Origin of the sequence: Rhodococcus baikonurensis (genome assembly GCF_040489275.1) — a bacterium.
Lineage (GTDB): Bacteria > Actinomycetota > Actinomycetes > Mycobacteriales > Mycobacteriaceae > Rhodococcus_F > Rhodococcus_F baikonurensis.
On sequence record NZ_JBEUOQ010000021.1, the window covers coordinates 56358 to 73817 of the forward strand.

The following is a 17460-nucleotide window of genomic DNA, read 5'->3' on the forward strand; positions in this document are numbered from 1 at the left end:
GTGAGCCGCCGTGCGCCTATCCCTTGAACGCGCCCTGCCAGACGGTGTCGAACGGCGTGTGTGCCGAGACGCGGCCTTCGATGCCCGCCGTGACGAACTTCTTTGCCAGAGCGACGGCTTCTCCCACGTCGGCGCCTTTTGCCAGCTCCGCGGTCACTGCGGCGGCCAGCGTGCAACCGGCACCCGAGACGCGCTCTTCGCCGACCTTGGGGGCGGAGAGAACAGTCACGTCGGTCCCGTCGAACAACACGTCGACGGCGTCGCCACCGGCGAGTTCGACACCGCCCTTTGCGAGCACGTACTTGGGTCCGAGGTCGTGGATACGACGTGCGGCCTCGATGAGGTCGTCGACGCTTTCGATGCTGTCCATTCCGGCGAGGGTGCGTGCCTCGAACAGGTTGGGTGTGACGACTGTGGCGAGCGGGAGGATCGAATCACGAAGTGCTGTATCGGTATCGAGAGCCGCGCCGGGCTCCTGGCCCTTGCAGATCAGGACCGGGTCGAGGACGACGTGGCGCCAGGACTGCCGACGCAGGCCCTCTGCCACAACCTCGATGGTGGCGGGCGTGCCCAACATGCCGATCTTGACGACGTCCAGATCGTGAGCCGCAGTCGCAGCCTCGATCTGATCAGCGATCACGTCAGGAGCGATCGGTACGAAGCGATGACCCCAGTTGTTCTTGGGATCGAACGAGACGATACATGTGGTGGTCGCTACGCCGTAGACGTCCAATGCCTGGAACGTCTTCAGGTCGACCTGCAGGCCGGCACCGCCAGTCGCTTCGGACCCAGCGATGACATAGGCGAGGTCAACCACAGCACAATCTCCTTCTTCGGACTTTCGAAACGTGCGTGGATGGCCACGAACGCGGGACCCAGTTTATCAACCGTTCCGACGTCTGGTTTTCGGCTATGCGGGCACCGGACTTCCCCACGCGACGTCGTTGTCCTCGTATCCGAACGGCGGACCGACGAACTCGCCGCCGCAGGTGATCAGCGCGAGGGTTTCGGGTCCGTCGAGGCTGTTCAATCGCTCGACCGGCAGCTCTCCGTCCTTGCCGTAGTGATCGACCGCATCGATACGGTAGTTCCAGGTCTGTCCCCCGGCGCCCGCCACGGTCACGACCGAGCCGATTTCCAGTGTCGAGAACTTCTTTCCGAAACCGTCACCCTGATAGATGTCGTTGATGTGTCCGGTGATCACCACGGTGCCCGCGCCGGAGCCGGGAAATGCCGAATCTGCCCACCATCCGATCTCACTGACATCCTCGGGCGGAATGAGCGAGCCGTCCGTCGTCGTCTTGATCGGCAGGATGTCAGCGGTGCTGTTGCCTGTGCGCAGCGTGGTCGGGACATCCGGACCGTCGACCACCGCGCGAATCTCTGGCGGCAAATCTTGTTGGCCGGTCGCGAGGACGCGGGTCGGCGAGTCACCGTCGTCGGAACATCCGCCGATCAAGAGCATCGTCGCCACTACTGCAGCGGCCCACGTTCGGCTGGCCGTGGATCCAGGTGCCGCTGTCACGGACGAGAAGTCGGGCCGGACGGAATCTGGGAAATTGGTACTCGGTTTCCGACGTCACGACCGGGAAGTGCGTCACCGGAATCCCCACCGTTCCCACCGGAACCGTCACCACCGCTGCCGTTTCCGCCACCGCTTCCATTCCCCCCGCCGCCGGGGCCGGGGCCGGGGCACTCACCTCCCGGATCGGTGGTGTCGCCTGCCAAGACAATCTTGACTGCCGAGAGGTTGACCGTCTGGTTCTGCGCGACTTGTCCAGGAGTTGTGACGTCGAATGCGAGCTTGGCACGTACGGGGATGACCGAACCGTCGTCAGCGTCGGTGACCGTTGACCCTGACCGGCCGAGATCTTGGGTCAACGTCATTCTGGAGATCAAATCCTGATCTCCGGTCAAGCCGGCGCCGTCGATCCGAAGGGTCCCTCGGACGGGACTTCCGTGGGCTCTGATCGTCACCGATGCGCGAAACTCGAGGATGTCTCCCGGCACTGTCCGCCACGCCTCGATCGAGTTGATTTTCGTTCCAGGCGATCCAGTCGAGATGTCGTACCAACCGTCGATCACGGCCGGATCGAGTGACATCGAATTTTCGTTGATTTCCGAGTTGCACGCGCGGGTGAGCGAAACGGGGGCAGCCGATCCCACTGCGGGGAGTGCTGTCGACACAACGGTCGCCAAGACGAAGGCCGTCGCGGTGATGCCCGCGGTACGCCTGCCGAAGATCGTCATTCTCTCGCTACCTTTTTCCGCGGACCGTAGCTTCCGGTCAATTCAGTCAAAATACCAGTACAGCTGGACAAATAGGTCGAATTCCGTGCCGAATTCCTCTTGTTTTCTGTGAACTTCGGTTACGAGCAATTTCTCCGCACACGCGTTCCGGCAAGGGGTACATCGGATCAACAGGGGTCAGAAGTTACATTTCGCCCGCACATCGGAGCAGATCGCACTGATTTCTCACCGCATTGGACAGGCATTTCCGTTTCATAGCGGTCAGCCGGTGGAACAACGATCACTACAACGAGCGTGCCGGGCACGTGTCCGGTCGCCCCCCACCGAATCAAGGGAAACCGTCATGTCGGATACAACATCAGTCAAGCAGGGTTTCGCGGTAGGAACATCGATCGGGGCAGCCGTCATCTTGGTGACGGTCGGCATCGTGCAGTTCTTCCAAGGACTCGCTGCCGTCGCCGAAAACGAAGTGTTCGTAGTCGGGATCGACTACGTCTATCAGTTCGACCTGACGACGTGGGGTTGGATCCATCTCGTGTTGGGCGCGCTCGTCGCTCTCGTCGGGCTTGCACTGTTCACCGGAGCGGCCTGGGCGCGGGTGTCGGCAGTGGTGATCTGCGCGATCTCGATCATCGCGAACTTCTTGTGGCTGCCGTACTACCCCTGGTGGTCGACTCTCATCATCGCGCTGAACATCGTCGTGATCTGGGCTGTGTCGACATGGAAGCCCACCCAGACGACGCACGCCGCTACGCATGCACCGTCAACGCCGACTCGATCTGCTTGAGTTGAAAGTATGTGTAGGTGGATGGCGTATTCCGGAGAGCCGATACTGGCCCATGACTTGCTGTTCAGGCCACAGCACTCGCTGATCGACCAGAGCCTGCATTCTCAACTCGGGGCCACGACGACAAATGGCGACGGCTTCGGAATCGGCTGGTACGGGGAAGGCCCCCAACCGGCAGTTTTCAAGAGCATCGAACCCGCGTGGAACGACTCGAACCTGCGCGAAGTCACCTCCCAATTGCGCACCCCTCTGCTGTTCGCTCACATCCGCGCCTCGACGGGAACTGCAGTGCAGCGCAGCAACTGTCACCCGTTCCGGCACCGGCAATGGTTGTGGATGCACAACGGTTCACTACACGGATTCCACGACATGAAACGGGAATTGGTGACTGCCATTGATCCGTCGCTCTTTCCGGATCTCGAAGGATCGACGGACTCGGAAACCTTGTTCTTCCTCGCGCTGACGTTCGGCCTGACCGACGATCCGTTCGAAGGTGTCGCGAGGGCCGTCGGATTCGTCGAGCACACGGCCCGCTCGCAGGGAATCGACAATCCGGTTCAGATGACCGTCGCCACGTCGGATGGCATCTCCACCTGGATCTTTCGCTATTCCAGCGAGCACCAGTCGAGGTCGTTGTTCTTCTCCACCGAGATTTCCACGTTGCGCAAGCTCCATCCTGAGGTGGATGCCCTGCACCATCTGAGTGAGGAGACCCGAATCGTCGTCTCCGAGCCACTACGTGACCTTCCCGGCGCCTGGAACGAGGTTCCCGAATCCGCCGCAGGCGTCATCCGGCCCGGACGGGACGAGATGCGGAGCTTTGTGCCGATCCCACCAGCCTGATTGGGTCATACAACCAGGCATAGCTATGAAATAGCTTGCATTCGAAGCGCTTTCACGAAAACTGAGAAAACGGAAACTCGGCACACTAGTCACGCGAGAGGATGAGCCGGAACGCCAAGCGAGCCTTCTCCGTATCCGGAGTGCCACCAGTGAGCAAATCGTTGTAGATGAACGACTCACCCACGCGAACCAGCAGATATGCCATGTCCTCGACGGGCAGGTCTGGCCGAATCTGCTCCGGTATTTCAGCTTCGATCAGCCTTCGCACGGATTCGACCATCGTGCCCTGAATCGGCCCCAGTCCAGTTGTGAGTATGCACAACGCCTTTTGCGGTTCCCGAGTCAAATACGTCCGGAAGAATTCGGTCTCGATTGTCGCCCGTGCATGGTAAGTGAGGACGTCGACAACCCTTGACGCTCCGCTTCCACCGCACTCCTCGAGGCCCATTCGCCACGTTCGGCGCGCCAGCGAATCGAGCACGTCACCGGTAATTGTGTCGCGATTCCCTGCACGCCGGAACAAGGTGGTCCGATCCACCCCCAACTCGGTGGCCAAAGCGTTCACATCGAGCGGTTTTCCGGCTGCGAACTGTCGTCGGGCGGCACTCAACGCTTCCGCGCGGATGTCACGTGTCTCGGCCATGGAGTGAATGTATCGCTGACGACGTGCTGGTCGGTAGCCGGAGGCGATCAGACGGCGCCATCGACGGCAATCGTTGCAACATTCATTGACTTTGTTGCAGGTGAGTGTTTATGGTTCCCCGGTACGTGATTCCAGTCACAACAGTTCAGTTGTTTACGGAGGAATGCGATGAACGATCACACGTGGACGACCCGACGATGAGCCCACTTCTGCAAGTACGAGACCTCACGGTTGACATTGGGACAGAATCGATTTCGAACAGACTCCTCGACCGAGTGAGCTTCGAGTTGGGGTCGGGCGAAATCACCGGCCTCGTAGGAGAGAGCGGGAGCGGAAAGACACTGACCGGACTCGCTCTGCTCGGTCTCTTGCCCCGTACGGCAACAATCAGCGGGAGCATCCGTTTGGAAGGACAGGAACTTGTGGGTCTGCCCGCCGCCGAGTTGAGGAAAATACGCGGTCGCGACGTCAGTATGGTCTTCCAGGACCCGAGTTCGGCTCTCAACCCCTCCGTCAGCATCGGTCGCCAGATCGTCGATGTGTTGAAGGCCCACCGCGACATCACGAAAGTCGATGCGGAGGACGTGGCTACAAATCTTCTCCACCAGGTCGGTCTGGCCGACCCGAGCAGAACCTTGAAGTCGTACGGGTACGAGCTTTCCGGCGGGATGTGTCAGCGGGTGATGATCGCGATGGCCCTGGCATGCGGTCCGAAGTTGCTGATCGCGGACGAACCGACAACAGCGCTCGACGTCACCATCCAAGCTCAGATTGTCGATCTCCTTCGAGAACTGGCCGAACAGCGCGATCTTGCCGTGTTGTTGATCAGTCACGACCTCGCGGTTGTCGCCGAGGTCGCGGATCGAGTCATCACCATGTTTCGCGGCGAGATCGTCGACGTCGCGCCACGAGACGTGCTGCTTCGGCGGCCCGCGCATCCCTACACGTTCAGCCTTCTCGAGGCGGCACGCTCGACATTCGAAGAAGTCTCCTCCCAATCACCCAAGGCGCGAGGCGATTTCACCAGCAAAGCCCCTGCTGACGGCGTGGGTTGCCGATACGTCGCCCGGTGCAACTACTCCGAGGAGCTCTGCATATCCGATCATCCACTTCTGATCGGATCACCGGAATCGGCAACAAGATGTCACCGCAGCGACGAACTCGAGTTGCTCGGACTGGTGAGCTGATGAGCAACACCGACGTCATCGTCGACGTTCGGAATCTGGCAGTCGAGTACGGACGCGGACGCAAAGCTCTTCGCGCGGTCGACGACGTCAGCTTCTCCGTACAGAGGGGCGAAACCCTTGCGATAATCGGTGAATCCGGATCGGGAAAATCCTCGACGGCTCACGCTCTCGCGGGTCTGGTGGCTACGGCCGCAGGCTCCATCACTATGAATCTCGACGACCCGGCGTTCGGCAAGGGTGGATCTTCCCATCTCATTTTTCAAAACCCTACGTCGGCCTTGAACAATCGGATGGCCTCATGGGCTTGCGTAGCCGAGCCGATGGCGCCAGGGCGTCTGCGCATCCCACAGTACTTGCGGCCGAAAGCCGTCGAGCTGTTGCGTAGGGTCGGTCTCGGCGCTGAGCTTGCCGACCGCCTCCCGACCCAGCTCTCCGGCGGTCAACGCCAACGCGTGACCATCGCTCGTGCACTTGCCTCCAAGGCGCCACTGATTCTCTGCGACGAACCGGTTGCCTCCCTGGATGTTTCGCTTCAGGAAGAGGTGTTGCAGCTTCTTGCCGATCTCCGAGAAGAACATGACCTCACGTACATCTTCATTTCGCACGATTTGGGTTCGGTGGCACGGATCGCCGATCGCGTCGCGGTGATGTACCTCGGCCGAATCGTCGAGATCGGACCGGTTGCCACGGTCCTGAGGACTCCATCGCACCCCTACACGCAGGCGCTTCTCGCCGCGGCCCCGCACATCGAACTCGAGCGGCGCAGTCGTCGGAAAGCATTGGTGCGGGGCGAGTTACCCGACCCACGGAATCCACCCTCGGGCTGTCGATTCCGCACCCGCTGCCCGTTTGCGATGGATCGCTGTGCGTCGGAAGCGCCGTCACTTCGCGCGGCCTCGAATTCCGCACACAGCTCCGCCTGCCATCTATCGTCCCCGGCCACATCGATCGGAATCTCCAACCCGCCGCAGTAAATGCGTGCCGCGTCAGTCTCCCCCCCTTCCGAGAAGACCAAAGCGAAAGTCCACCATATGAATCCGCGTCTGTCTTTGCGATCCCGATATCCGATCACACGCTTCCAGAATCATGGGAAAAGTGGCCCACGTGTGCTGGTAGCTGCGTTTGCACTTTCTGCTCTTGTGCTCAGCGGCTGTTCGAGCAGCGCCACCGGTACCGCCGGCGATACCGGACCTGCCGATCCGAACGCCGAACTCAAGGTCGCGACATCGCACGTGCCCGCCTCGCTCGACCCGTGTGCGGGAAACATCGGATACGACATCGACTACTTACAGTTGATGTATGCACCACTGATCGATGCGGAACCTGCCACCCAGAAGTTGCGGCCCGGAATCGCCAGCGAGTGGGGCTTCTCCGGACCGGACAACCTGACGTTCGAGATGACGTTGCAGAACGGCTTGACCTTCCACGACGGTACAGCTGTCGATGCAGCAGCCGTCAAGGCAAGCATGGAACACTGCTTGAGTCTCGGAATCGTTTCCGTCCCGACGATCAAGAGCATCGAAGCAACGTCCCCAGATCACGTCACGATCTCGTTGAGTTCACCTACCTCCGGTTTACCAGGCTGGCTCAACGGCAGATTGGGAATGGTGGTCTCCCCCACTGCGCTGGCAGCAGCAGGGGCAGACTTCGCCAACAAGCCTGTAGGCGCAGGGCCGTACACATTCACCAGCGCAGTCCCGAACAGTTCATACACATTCAGTCGATTCGACGATTACAAACCGGCAGGTCCACCCAGCCCCCAGCTCGCCAAGATCCAGATCCAGGTGATCTCCAATCCCACAGCGCTGACAAATGCCCTGACATCGAACGCTGCGGATTTTGCATACGGGCTCACACCGTCGAGTGCTCCGATCCTCGAACGGAATCCCAACCTGAACGTCAGTCACGACCCGAGACTCGGAGTTGCGCTCGTCGTGATCAACAACAAGAACCCTGTGGTTAACGACGTCCGGGTTCGTCTGGCGATGCAGTATGCGCTCGACCGCAAGGCAATTGCGCGAGCCGCGCTGGACAGCTCGGAAGGAACTGCGGCGTTCGGTCAATATCCTCCCGGTTCGCAGTTCTACGACGAGGAGACTGAAGATGCGTGGCCGTACGACCCGGAAAAGGCGAAATCGCTGCTGACCGAGGCCGGGTACCCGAACGGGGTCACCGTGCGCGGATTGGCAGGCAATCTACCGCCGTACTCAACCAACGCCGTCCTTGTGAGAGAACAATGGGAGAAAGTCGGCATCAAGGTCGACTTCGTCGAAATGAGTGGACCACAAGCGATTACAGAGTTCGTGGCACACAACAGTGCGGACGTCTTCAGCGTGGGATGGCCCACGCGAGCATCCGCACCGCTCAACTTCGAAGCCTCACTGGGTTCGCGGTCGTACTTCCGGCAGAATTCCGTCCCCAACGAAGAGTTGGAGAAGCTGATCGCATTGTTGAACAACACATATGACGAATCCGCTCAGCTCGACATCGTCAAACAAATCAATCAAGTCGTGATCAAGTCGGCCGAGTACGTACCGTTGTACTTCACTCCCGACGTGGTCGCCTACACGAAGAACGTCCACGGCGCGGTTCCAGCACTGAACGGATCGCCCAATCTCACCTACCTCTCGAAGTCATGACGGCGACCGTCGTATCGCACGAGAATGCTGTGACTCCAGAGGCTGAGAGCATTCCGACTCGAAACCCTCACCGATCGCCCGTCAATCCTTACGTGCGGATGATCGCCGTCAGGTTCGCGCAGATGATTCCCACGGCGGTTATCGCCAGTTTCTTAACCTTTGCCCTCGTCCGGATCATTCCAGGCGGTCCAGCCGAGGCACTACTCGGTCCGAACGGTAGCGACGAATCGATCGCTGCACTCAACGAGCGCCTTGGATTGAATCAACCGCTGCTGGTCCAGTACTGGAACTGGGTGGTGTCGGCGCTGCACGGAGATCTGGGAACCTCGTTGCAGAACAGCGCCCCCGTCGGACCTCAGATCTTTGCCCGTCTGCCGGCGAGCGCGGAACTCGTTGTTCTCGCTCTCTTACTGTCCGCCGTCGTGGCCATACCTCTCGGAGTGTGGACCGCGACGCGTCAGGGTCGACGCAGCGATGGCCTGACCCGCACGATTTCTGGGATCGGACTCGCGGTGCCGGACTTCTTCCTCGCTATCGTGCTGGTCGACGTCTTCGCCCTCGGGCTGGGAGTGCTTCCGGTGCTCGGCTGGGTGCCACTCGGGGACGATGTGATCGCCAACCTGAGCCACCTCGTCCTACCAGCAATGGCGCTTGCCGCCGGCGCAGCATCGATCGCGGTCCGGCAGACCAGGGCCGCGATGATCGAGACACTCTCCGGTGACTACGTGCGAGCCGCGCGCGCGATGGGCATCGACGAGCGGAAAATCTTGTGGCGCTATGCGTTACGAAACATCGTCCCCACCATTGTCACTGTCTACGGATTGCTCGCCGTGGCGATGTTGGGTGCCACGGTCATCCTCGAGCAGATCTTCGTGCTGCCGGGCCTCGGCAGCGCTCTGGTCATTGCAATCGACACGCGGGACTATCCGATGCTTCAAGGCATCGTGTTGCTGTTCGTCGTGATCGTGCTTCTCGTGAACATCCTGGTCGACATCGTCAACAACATGATCAGCCCGCAATTGAGGAAGGGAACGATCTCGTGAGCCAACTCGTGGTGACCACTGCAGGCGAGACGCGTTCCAAACCGCCTCGCCGCCGACTGACGCCCGGTCTGTGGATCAGCTACGGCTTTCTGGGAACACTCATCGCGGCGTCCGCCTTGGCCTCGTTCGTGGCTCCGTACAGTCCGACCGATCAGAACCTGACCAACACGTTCGCCGGCCCGAGTGCACAACACCTACTGGGCACTGACGGCTTCGGCCGCGACGTGCTCAGCCGGCTGATCTGGGGAGGACGCTCTGCCTTCTTCGGCGTTGCGATTGCGGTCGCTGTCAGTCTGCTCTTAGGCATTCCGTGGGGACTGATCGCCGGATACTGGCCACGCTGGATCGGTGCGTCGCTCCTCCGGGTGGCAGACGCATTACTGGCATTCCCCGGTTTGGTTCTTGCAGTGGCAATTACGGGCGTTCTGGGGCCGAGCCTGATTACGTCGATGTCCGCCCTCGGAGTCGTCTACGCACCCACGATTGCACGAATTCTGGCTGCCGGGGTCAGCGAAACGAGGAACCGAGACTTCGTCCTGAGCGCGCGACTCTCGGGATGTCCACCGCACGTAGTGCTTTTGCGTCATCTCCTTCCACACGCCATGGGTCCGGTTGTCGTTCAGGTAACTGTGCTCACCGGTCTGACCTTTCTCGCGCAGGCCGCCCTCTCGTTCCTCGGGTTGGGGATACAGCCGCCCACTCCGAGTTGGGGCGGCGACTTGTCAGATGCGTACTTGCATATCTTGAGCGCGCCACAACAGATTCTCCCCTCCGGCATTCTGATTTCACTGGTCGTCTTGGCCGTCTACCGAGTGGGTGATGCCGTCCGAGACCGCATGTATGTCAGAGGGAGATAGCTCACGAAGATCCCCTACCCAGCCTGATTCTCGACCACCACATCACCCATATGAAGGATTACCGATGACCCCGATCGCACCAGACACCGCGCGCCGCGTCTTCCGTGGAGCCGAACCGATACACGGCATGATCTACTTCACCCCCTACGGCGCGGAAGCATATGCCGCTCTGGGTTTTACACATCCTCGGATGGGGTACTTCGCTTCGCGGTCCGCACCCATGGGTGCTGTAGCAGCAGAAGTCACCATCGCTACCTTCTTCAACTTCAATCCGGCACTGGTACACGCGGTACTGCCGGAAGCCTGGACCATCGCCACCCCCGAACAGATCCTCGCCGCTCGACTCGACGCTGTCGACCGTTCGCTGCGCAAGGCATGGGGCGAGCATGTCGACGGCGAGGAGGTACGAGAAGCTGCCGAACTCGCGCGTCGAGCTGCGGAACGCGCATGCAACAGACCACAAGGGCGACCCCTGTTCGGTGGACACGCGTCGTTGCCGTGGCCTGAAGAGCCTCATCTCGTGTTGTGGCATGCCCAATCCTTGCTCCGGGAGTTTCGCGGAGATTCTCATGTCGCACTTCTTCACGCCGAGGGACTCAACGGTGTCGAAGCGTTGGTAGTCCACGCCGCAACCGGTGATGTTCCTGCTGCTGCTCTGCAAATGAGCCGGGCATGGGACAACGATCAGCGGGCGGAAGGCGTCGAAGGTGTGCGGGCGCGTGGATGGCTCGAAGACGGCCCCGAGCTTCACCTGAACGAGGTGGGTCGCGATCGCCGGAAGCGGGTTGAGCATCAGACCGATGTGCTGGGGTCGTATCCGTACGAGGCGATCGGAGAGACCGGATGCAGTCGACTGATCGAAATCTCGGAACGTCTCTCCGGTGAAGTGATCGATGCAGATCTCGGATTTCCGGCAGCACTGGCAGCACGTCGCCGATTGCGTGCGTGACAGCAGGTCGTGAGTGTCGAACGTGGCTGGTGGTGATACGACGAGGGTGTCACCACCAGCCCCTTCACACAATTATCGCCGAAGTCGGCTGCGCCCCCCAATCTGCACAGTGAGAAGGCATCCGGACGAGACTGCCGTTGTGCCGAATTCTCCCGCGGGATGGGTCAAGATGGCTAGATGTGGAAACAGGCACTCGGGTTTGCTTTGTTCGGTGCGACCGTTGCCATCGTCACGGCGGCGCTGACACAGGGATCGGCACAGGCGTCCGCCACGATCACCCTCTTTTCGGGTGGCACCACAATCTCGGGCTTCGCGGGTGAATCGCAATGGACCTGGCCCATCGAGGCTGCGGTGATCGGCGCCCTTCTGGGCGCGCTGACCGGGTTCGTGCTCCGCCTCGCGGGCGTGCGAATCTCCGGAAGCCAAGACAATCGACTGGTTCGAACTGTGGTGGCAGGCATCGCAGGCGTCACGCTTGGGCTGACGCCCCTGTTGGTCTTGATCGGCATGGCATTCACCGGGTCGGTTGATATGGGATGGTCCCCGCTCCTGGTCTACGCCGTCAGCGGTCTTCTGGCCTATGGCCTTTCGGTCGCCGCCGTGTTCGGAGTTCTTCGCGCTGCCGGGGATCGACTTACTGTTCGCACGACGCGAGCGGTCGCGGCGATGCTTCCGGTAGGGGCGTTGGCGGCGACTGCTGCGGGTGTCGGTACTGCGTGGAAGCTGGGCTTCTCCACCGCCGCTCCCACCTGGATTGCAGTCGTACTGCTGGTGGTGCTCGTATTGGCCGTGACGTTCGTTGCGGCCCGGGCGTGGGCACTACGGATGCAGGCTCGTGACTTTCCAGAAGTGACATAGGCGGTGGAACGATTGATTCCGACGGGCGCATCGAGATGAGGGGCGAGCGAATCTTCGCGGGACTCGTCGTCGGCCTTCTGCTCGGGCTGTTCGGCTATCTGCCGTTGGTACTCCTGTGGCAACATTTCGCAGATGTCCCGCAGCCGCAGCTTTATCCGAACCGTTCGTTCACGTCGTTCGGCCCCAACCCGCCACCGCTCACCTACTGGATAAGTTGGGCGGCGCCTGCCGCCGTGTTCGTCATTCTAGGACTTATGACTATTCCCAGCCGCACCGGCAGGCAATTCGCGTTGCCATTGGTGCTCGCGTTCCTTTCTGTGGCAGCAATGGTGGCGTGGTTCTGGATCTCGATGGAACTGTTCTTCAGCCCCGACTGATCACTCACTCGGCTGCGTATCGCGGACCCCACCGCGAGCCCTGACAATGGCGCCGTTGCGCAGAACGATCGCCTGATGCACCGCCGCAAGTGCCAATGCCAGCACTGCCGCAGGGAGGCTCCCCACCATCGACATCAGGGACGGCATATCAGAGCCGAAAGCCGTAAAGAAACCCAGCACTGCAGCACAAAGCATTGTCGCCGAGACGATCCAGGACACGAATGGTCGCGGGATAACAGCTGGAATGACGCACAGAGCCACCGGCAATGCGAGCACCAAGAAGAGATCTCGTCCGAAGTAGTCGTGAATCGAGCGGTAACAATCTGCCGAACTGAGTGGGCCGAGATCTATTTCGCAATTGGTGATCTCATACAGCGGCCACTGTGCCGCCGCGGATCCCAGAATCCCTGTGGCGACCGCCAATACAACCCACGCGATCCGAATCCCCGTCATACGACGAGATCATGCCAGGAACGAAAAAACGCCCAGGAGCAGAAAGCGATTACAGCTCGAAATGCGAGGAAGGGCGATACCGTCACCGAACATCAAAGAAGGGATCAACCGATGTTGATCGCATGCGGTGCACTGATGCTCGCTGTTGCTGTCCATATCTACGGTGCTAGCCTCGCAGCTCAGGGAAACTATGGGCGGAGATCGCCTCTCGCGTCGGACCAATTCTCGACGCGAATGGCACAACAAGTTCGGCGTGCTCAGCTCGCGGGCTGGGTATTGAGCTTGCTCGGAGCATCCGCCATCGTGAACGACTATTGGGAGACAGCACCTCTTTTGAGTGCAGGTATTGCGGTCGCGGTACTCGGAGCAGTTAACGGCCTGCCGAGTTTGATTGTCACCGTGATGCACATACGCAGGTCGCAACAGGCTTGAAGTTTTCGGCCGTAATTTGTGGGAGGGTCCTTGTATGGACACACAACCGCAGGCACAGTCGATCACCCCGGCTTGGAAAGTGTTCACAGCCATCGGTTTTGCAGGTGTTGTAGGCGCTGCCGTGACGTACTTCCGAGACGGGTCCACCGCGGCAGTGATTGCCGGGATGATCGTCCTCGCGATTGGTCTGCCGCTTACTGTCTGGTCCATCCTGCGAATGCTGCGCGAGAATCGAGGGCATCGCCTTCATTGGTGGAGAACGCCGCCGGTCAATCCGAGGAACGTCGACGTCTCTCGTGCTGTCGGCATTACGACTACAATTTTCGGTGCACTGACCATCTGGCTGAATACAGCAGGTTCGGCGCCGTGGTGGTTGGCAGCAATCTTTACCGCCATTCTGATCGCGCTCTTCGGAGCAACCGTTGCCGTCCACAATATTCGCCTCCGTCGGCGAACCTGAGCTGGCCTTCCGCCCATGCCGGTTTCTGCGGATGTTCGCGAGCGCCTTCGGTCTCACTTGGATCCAGATGACGAGATCCGGTACGTATTTCCGGCGGACATTCTGATGAGCGCGAAACCGAGTGTGTTTGTCGTGGTGAGCCGAAAGCCCATCACAGTGTTCTCGACAAGCTTTCGTTCGAGAAAAGTGCCGAGGTCGATCCTCACCCAGTTTCCGAGAATGACCGTTCTCGGCCCGCTCGATACTGCGTCCACGCCACACTTCACTACGGCAGGCATAACGTACGAGATCGACGACGAATCCGTCGCGGAGATCCAATTAACGCAGGACTTTCCGGGAGATCGGTTACCGATCCTCTGGGGCACAATTGAAGCGCAGGTACCAGCTTCTGAAAATTCGACTTACATCGCCTTCGGTCAAGCTCAGAGGATGGATGCAGGCGGCATGATAAAAACAGTCACATATCCCTTATCGTCGGATAAGCCTGAGATAGCTTGCAAGCATGCTGTATCGATCGGACTGCAGAAGCAGTCGACGTTGCAGTGTCGGACTTGAGCTACACCGTTTAGTCGGCGTCCACTTCTGCCCCGATCAATCTCGGAGGCTTTGCCTCGACTGGGAAATGTAGAACAATAGGACCAGGCCCCGTTCTGGAGCGCGATCGTCAAGGCATTCAGCACTCAAGACCCCGTTCGTTAACTTCATCGAAGTCGGGGGAATCCGCCACACCGAATGAAAGTAAAGATATGAGAATCAGAGTCGCCGCTGTATCTGTCGGAGTGCTTTCCCTGATTTTGTCCGCTTGTAGTGCCGCGTCAGACACCTCAGACCCTCCCCCTTCCCCTTCCCCCACATCCACATCCACATCCACATCCACGACTCCACCACTCACAAGCGCGACAGCCACGCTGTCAGCACCGAACACACTGTTGGAGACCACACTCGAAACACCCACGCCAGCGACAATCATCGGTTGTCAATCGGGGTACAATTCGATCGAGACGACCTGGTCGGACGGCACTGTAACCGGATACTCCGACTATTGTCAGACGGTTCGCGACGCGTTTCTCCAAAGCCAGATTATCCAGGATTCAGGGCCGACCGAGTTCGTCTGCGAGTCTGGCCACGCTTGCGGCATCACCGAGACCGACGGCGTCGTGTGCGACGAAAGTGGTTGCAGATCCACCTGGACCGAGTGAAGCACGAAGTACCGCTTCGGACGAGCATTCACCAGCGAATTCCCACTCCCCAACACTCGCCCCTACGTCGGGATCTTCTGACCGCCACATCGAGATAGAAGGATGAAAATCCTGGCTATCGTTTCCGCACCTCTGAAGCACAAACAAAAAGGCAGTTTCTCATTTCTGAGAAACTGCCTTTTCGATCTATCTTCGGTCGGGCTGACAGGATTTGAACCTGCGACCACTTGACCCCCAGTCAAGTGCGCTACCAAGCTGCGCCACAGCCCGTCCCACGCCCTTGTTTCGGGCGCTTGGAAAGATTACATCAGGGACGGGCCGAAGTACCAATCGGCTGGTCAGAGCCTTTTCGGTACCGATTTGGACGCAGAATCAGCGGCCCTTGCGGTCACGCTTCTCGCGCACTCGGACGGATACGCGGATCGGGCTGCCGTCGAAGTTGAACTCTTCACGCAGACGCCGCTCGATGAAGCGGCGGTAGCCGGCCTCGAGGAAGCCCGTGGTGAAGAGAACGAATGTCGGCGGGCGTGTGCTTGCCTGAGTCGCGAACATGATGCGAGGCAGGCGACCACCACGCATCGGCGGCGGCGTGGCCGCGACAACTTCCTTGAGCCAGGTGTTCAGGCGACCCGTGGGGATGCGCTTGTCCCAGGACTCCAGAGCCGTGTCGAGAGCCGGCACGAGCTTCGCCACGGCGCGACCGGTGTGGGCGGAGATGTTGACTCGCTGAGCCCACGGAACGCGGACCAGATCGCGGTCCACTTCCTTGTCCAGCATGAGTCGACGGTCCTCGTCCACGAGGTCCCACTTGTTGAATGCGATCACCAATGCACGACCCGTGTCGGCCACCATGCTCAGAACACGCAGGTCCTGCTCGGTGATCGGCTCGTGCGCGTCGATCAGCAGGATCGCGACCTCAGCGGCCTCGATCGCGCTCTTCGTACGCAGCGACGCATAGAACTCCGCGCCGCTGGCATGGCTGACACGCTTGCGCAGACCAGCAGTGTCGACGAAACGCCAAGGGCGCCCGCCGAGTTCGACGATCGAGTCGACCGGGTCGACGGTGGTGCCGGCAACATTGTGCACGACGGACCGCTCGTCACCGGACAGCTTGTTGAGCAAGCTGGACTTTCCGACATTCGGCTTTCCGACGAGAGCGACACGACGCGGACCGCCGCCGGGGATACCTTCACGCGGGGTTTCCGGTAGCTTCTCCAGAACCTCGTCGAGCAGGTCGCCGGTACCGCGTCCGTGCGTTGCACTCACGGAGTACGGCTGACCGAGGCCCAAGGACCACAGTGCTGCAACCTCGGACTCGGTGCGTCCGTCGTCCACCTTGTTGGCAACGAGGATGACCGGAGTCTTCGAGCGGCGAAGCACACGAGCCACAGCTTCGTCCGTCGCCGTAGCGCCGACAACGGCGTCGACGACCAGCAGGATGGCGTCAGCTGTGCCCATGGCCAATTCGGCCTGACGGGCAACGGCCTGCTGAAGGCCCTTTGCGTCGGGTTCCCATCCGCCGGTGTCCTGGACGAGGAAGCGTCGTCCGGCCCAGTTCGCCTCATACGAGACGCGGTCACGAGTGACGCCGGGGATGTCCTCGACTACCGCTTCACGACGGCCGATGATGCGGTTGACGAGCGTCGACTTGCCGACGTTCGGTCGACCGACAACAGCCAAGGTCGGGACGGCAATGTGCGCTTCGCCTTCGCCTTCCGCTTCGAGATCGGCGTAGTCCCACTCCGATTCCTCGGACCAAGTTCCGTCACCGGCATATTCGGTTACCAGATCGTCGCTCACTGCACTGCTCCAGTTCTGTCGCTGACCACCAACAGCAACTTGGCGATCACATCTTCAATTCCCAATTCGCTCGTATCCACCAGGATGGAATCCTCGGCAGGGCGCAACGGCGACACTGCCCGAGTCGAATCGAGATGGTCACGGCGCTGCACATCAGCCAGCACCGCTTCGTAATTGTCTTCGCGGCCTTGGCCGATGTTCTGCGTATTGCGCCGTGCCGCACGAGTTTCCGCGGATGCGGTCAAGAAAATCTTGACGTCGGCATCGGGAAGCACAACGGTTCCGATGTCGCGACCTTCCACGACGATCCGCTCTGCGCCCGCCGCCAACTCACGCTGAGTGGCGACCAGCAGGTCGCGAACCTCGGGTACGGCCGAGACCGCGGAGACAGCCTTGGTGACCGCGTCGCCGCGGATCTCCTCACTGACGTCCGCGCCGTCGAGATGCACCTGCTCGCTGCTCGGATCGGTACCGATGGACCACGGCAACGCCGCAACGGCGGCCGTGATCGCGGCGGAATCAGCCAGATCGATTCCCTGACGCAGCACGTGCAGGGTCGCGATCCGGTAGATGGCTCCGGTGTCGAGGTAGCGAGCGCCCAAACGCTGCGCCAACGCGCGAGAGACGCTGGACTTGCCGGTTCCGGACGGTCCGTCCATCGCGACTACCAGCGGCATGGACGA

At 60.5% G+C, this 17460-nt stretch carries 18 protein-coding genes and 1 tRNA gene; 11 read left to right on the forward strand and 8 right to left on the reverse strand.

The features are described from left to right. Positions 1-16 precede the first annotated feature (16 nt). From thiD to ABWI03_RS30160, 3 genes are all read right to left on the reverse strand, one after another. Positions 17-817, reverse strand: a complete 801-nt coding sequence (gene thiD, locus ABWI03_RS30150) for a bifunctional hydroxymethylpyrimidine kinase/phosphomethylpyrimidine kinase (RefSeq protein WP_003946192.1) — start codon at positions 815-817, stop codon at positions 17-19. Positions 818-910: 93 nt separating this feature from the next. Continuing rightward, positions 911-1525: a class F sortase gene (locus ABWI03_RS30155; RefSeq protein ID WP_235808411.1), complete on the reverse strand. Its 615-nt coding sequence runs from the start codon at positions 1523-1525 to the stop codon at positions 911-913. Beyond that, the gene (locus tag ABWI03_RS30160) at positions 1522-2250 is read right to left on the reverse strand and encodes a hypothetical protein (RefSeq protein WP_050656165.1); all 729 of its coding nucleotides are present in this window, start codon (positions 2248-2250) and stop codon (positions 1522-1524) included. The genes ABWI03_RS30155 and ABWI03_RS30160 overlap by 4 nt, the downstream gene beginning before the upstream one ends. Positions 2251-2593: 343 nt before the next feature. On the opposite strand from ABWI03_RS30160, the gene ABWI03_RS30165 reads away from it, so the two are divergent. Further along, complete coding sequence (locus ABWI03_RS30165) at positions 2594-3037, forward strand: DUF7144 family membrane protein (protein WP_042451026.1); 444 nt, start codon at positions 2594-2596, stop codon at positions 3035-3037. Between the two features lie 21 nt (positions 3038-3058). Beyond that, positions 3059-3880: a class II glutamine amidotransferase gene (locus ABWI03_RS30170; protein ID WP_031331541.1), complete on the forward strand. Its 822-nt coding sequence runs from the start codon at positions 3059-3061 to the stop codon at positions 3878-3880. Positions 3881-3965: 85 nt separating this feature from the next. Here the strand turns inward: ABWI03_RS30170 and ABWI03_RS30175 are convergent, their stop codons facing one another. Continuing rightward, positions 3966-4523 carry a QsdR family transcriptional regulator gene (locus tag ABWI03_RS30175; protein ID WP_021333511.1) on the reverse strand — a complete coding sequence of 186 codons (558 nt, stop codon included), beginning with the start codon at positions 4521-4523 and terminating at the stop codon, positions 3966-3968. Between the two features lie 275 nt (positions 4524-4798). Here ABWI03_RS30175 and ABWI03_RS30180 point away from each other — a divergent pair, with 275 nt between their 5' ends. From ABWI03_RS30180 to ABWI03_RS30215, 8 genes are all read left to right on the forward strand, one after another. After that, positions 4799-5710: an ABC transporter ATP-binding protein gene (locus tag ABWI03_RS30180; protein ID WP_298784680.1), complete on the forward strand. Its 912-nt coding sequence runs from the start codon at positions 4799-4801 to the stop codon at positions 5708-5710. After that, positions 5710-6684 carry an oligopeptide/dipeptide ABC transporter ATP-binding protein gene (locus ABWI03_RS30185; RefSeq protein ID WP_298784642.1) on the forward strand — a complete coding sequence of 325 codons (975 nt, stop codon included), beginning with the start codon at positions 5710-5712 and terminating at the stop codon, positions 6682-6684. Before ABWI03_RS30180 ends, ABWI03_RS30185 begins: the two co-directional genes overlap by 1 nt. A gap of 132 nt (positions 6685-6816) precedes the next feature. Continuing rightward, positions 6817-8349, forward strand: a complete 1533-nt coding sequence (locus tag ABWI03_RS30190; protein ID WP_298784605.1) for an ABC transporter substrate-binding protein — start codon at positions 6817-6819, stop codon at positions 8347-8349. Continuing rightward, positions 8346-9392, forward strand: coding sequence for an ABC transporter permease (locus tag ABWI03_RS30195; RefSeq protein WP_298784588.1), 1047 nt, complete (start codon positions 8346-8348; stop codon positions 9390-9392). The genes ABWI03_RS30190 and ABWI03_RS30195 overlap by 4 nt, the downstream gene beginning before the upstream one ends. Further along, positions 9389-10249 (forward strand): ABC transporter permease, encoded by an 861-nt coding sequence (locus ABWI03_RS30200; RefSeq protein WP_298784546.1) that lies wholly within the window; start codon positions 9389-9391, stop codon positions 10247-10249. The genes ABWI03_RS30195 and ABWI03_RS30200 overlap by 4 nt, the downstream gene beginning before the upstream one ends. A 64-nt stretch (positions 10250-10313) precedes the next feature. Further along, complete coding sequence (locus ABWI03_RS30205; protein ID WP_353799020.1) at positions 10314-11198, forward strand: SCO6745 family protein; 885 nt, start codon at positions 10314-10316, stop codon at positions 11196-11198. Positions 11199-11375: 177 nt separating this feature from the next. Then, positions 11376-12056 carry a hypothetical protein gene (locus ABWI03_RS30210; protein ID WP_298784517.1) on the forward strand — a complete coding sequence of 227 codons (681 nt, stop codon included), beginning with the start codon at positions 11376-11378 and terminating at the stop codon, positions 12054-12056. Positions 12057-12091: 35 nt separating this feature from the next. Continuing rightward, positions 12092-12433 carry a hypothetical protein gene (locus ABWI03_RS30215; RefSeq protein WP_042451032.1) on the forward strand — a complete coding sequence of 114 codons (342 nt, stop codon included), beginning with the start codon at positions 12092-12094 and terminating at the stop codon, positions 12431-12433. Here the strand turns inward: ABWI03_RS30215 and ABWI03_RS30220 are convergent, their stop codons facing one another. Further along, the gene (locus ABWI03_RS30220; RefSeq protein WP_298784487.1) at positions 12434-12886 is read right to left on the reverse strand and encodes a hypothetical protein; all 453 of its coding nucleotides are present in this window, start codon (positions 12884-12886) and stop codon (positions 12434-12436) included. A 466-nt stretch (positions 12887-13352) separates the two neighbouring features. Between ABWI03_RS30220 and ABWI03_RS30225 the strand changes: the two genes are divergently transcribed. Then, complete coding sequence (locus ABWI03_RS30225; RefSeq protein ID WP_298784473.1) at positions 13353-13778, forward strand: hypothetical protein; 426 nt, start codon at positions 13353-13355, stop codon at positions 13776-13778. Positions 13779-15173: 1395 nt separating this feature from the next. Here the strand turns inward: ABWI03_RS30225 and ABWI03_RS30230 are convergent. The 3 genes from ABWI03_RS30230 to cmk form a co-directional block, all read right to left on the reverse strand. After that, positions 15174-15247, reverse strand: a tRNA-Pro gene (locus ABWI03_RS30230). A 102-nt stretch (positions 15248-15349) separates the two neighbouring features. Further along, positions 15350-16777, reverse strand: a complete 1428-nt coding sequence (gene der / locus ABWI03_RS30235) for a ribosome biogenesis GTPase Der (RefSeq protein ID WP_007731884.1) — start codon at positions 16775-16777, stop codon at positions 15350-15352. Beyond that, positions 16774-17454, reverse strand: coding sequence for a (d)CMP kinase (gene cmk / locus ABWI03_RS30240; RefSeq protein ID WP_172827088.1), 681 nt, complete (start codon positions 17452-17454; stop codon positions 16774-16776). Before cmk ends, der begins: the two co-directional genes overlap by 4 nt. Positions 17455-17460: the final 6 nt, after the last annotated feature.

Excerpts from the sequence above, each read along its gene's own strand:
- ABWI03_RS30165 (WP_042451026.1), top strand. The coding sequence starts at position 2,594 with ATGTCGGATACAACATCAGTCAAGCAGGGTTTCGCGGTAGGAACATCG.
- ABWI03_RS30195 (WP_298784588.1), top strand. The coding sequence starts at position 8,346 with ATGACGGCGACCGTCGTATCGCACGAGAATGCTGTGACTCCAGAGGCT.
- ABWI03_RS30210 (WP_298784517.1), top strand. The coding sequence starts at position 11,376 with ATGTGGAAACAGGCACTCGGGTTTGCTTTGTTCGGTGCGACCGTTGCC.
- ABWI03_RS30175 (WP_021333511.1), bottom strand. The coding sequence starts at position 4,523 with ATGGCCGAGACACGTGACATCCGCGCGGAAGCGTTGAGTGCCGCCCGA.
- ABWI03_RS30215 (WP_042451032.1), top strand. The coding sequence starts at position 12,092 with ATGAGGGGCGAGCGAATCTTCGCGGGACTCGTCGTCGGCCTTCTGCTC.
- ABWI03_RS30170 (WP_031331541.1), top strand. The coding sequence starts at position 3,059 with ATGGCGTATTCCGGAGAGCCGATACTGGCCCATGACTTGCTGTTCAGG.
- ABWI03_RS30220 (WP_298784487.1), bottom strand. The coding sequence starts at position 12,886 with ATGACGGGGATTCGGATCGCGTGGGTTGTATTGGCGGTCGCCACAGGG.
- ABWI03_RS30205 (WP_353799020.1), top strand. The coding sequence starts at position 10,314 with ATGACCCCGATCGCACCAGACACCGCGCGCCGCGTCTTCCGTGGAGCC.
- cmk (WP_172827088.1), bottom strand. The coding sequence starts at position 17,454 with ATGCCGCTGGTAGTCGCGATGGACGGACCGTCCGGAACCGGCAAGTCC.
- ABWI03_RS30185 (WP_298784642.1), top strand. The coding sequence starts at position 5,710 with ATGAGCAACACCGACGTCATCGTCGACGTTCGGAATCTGGCAGTCGAG.
- ABWI03_RS30160 (WP_050656165.1), bottom strand. The coding sequence starts at position 2,250 with ATGACGATCTTCGGCAGGCGTACCGCGGGCATCACCGCGACGGCCTTC.
- ABWI03_RS30225 (WP_298784473.1), top strand. The coding sequence starts at position 13,353 with ATGGACACACAACCGCAGGCACAGTCGATCACCCCGGCTTGGAAAGTG.